This window comes from Enterobacter cloacae complex sp.6700776 (genome assembly GCF_048284255.1).
GTDB lineage: Bacteria > Pseudomonadota > Gammaproteobacteria > Enterobacterales > Enterobacteriaceae > Enterobacter > Enterobacter intestinihominis.
This window is the reverse complement of record NZ_JBLVYK010000238.1, coordinates 1-284: the sequence shown is the minus strand read 5'-3', so window position 1 is coordinate 284 and position 284 is coordinate 1. Positions and strand designations below refer to the sequence as shown.

At 67.6% G+C, this 284-nt stretch carries 1 protein-coding gene; it reads left to right on the top strand.

The genetic code is table 11. From position 1 onward, the window contains the following. The coding region (locus tag ACNQ0T_RS24050; RefSeq protein WP_417930477.1) for a hypothetical protein at positions 1-284 on the top strand (284 nt) is incomplete at both ends.

Sequence of the window (284 nt, the reverse complement as noted above, 5' to 3'; positions counted from 1 at the left end):
GCCGCTGACCTTCGCCACCCGGCTGGCGTCCACCGCAGGCACCGGCACCGTCGGCACGCCGGTCAGCGGCGCGGTGGCAGGGCTGAACAGCGCCAACCAGGCCTGGGCTCTGATCGGCGCGGGCACCCAGTACCACACCCGCCAAGACCACCTCAAGCTCAAGCTGGCCTATGACCTCAGCCCGACGCTGCGCGCCAGCTATGTGCTGGGCCTGTGGCGCAACGACTCGGACGCTGTCTCTTATACACATCTGACGCTGCCGACGACATCGCTCCAGTGTAGAT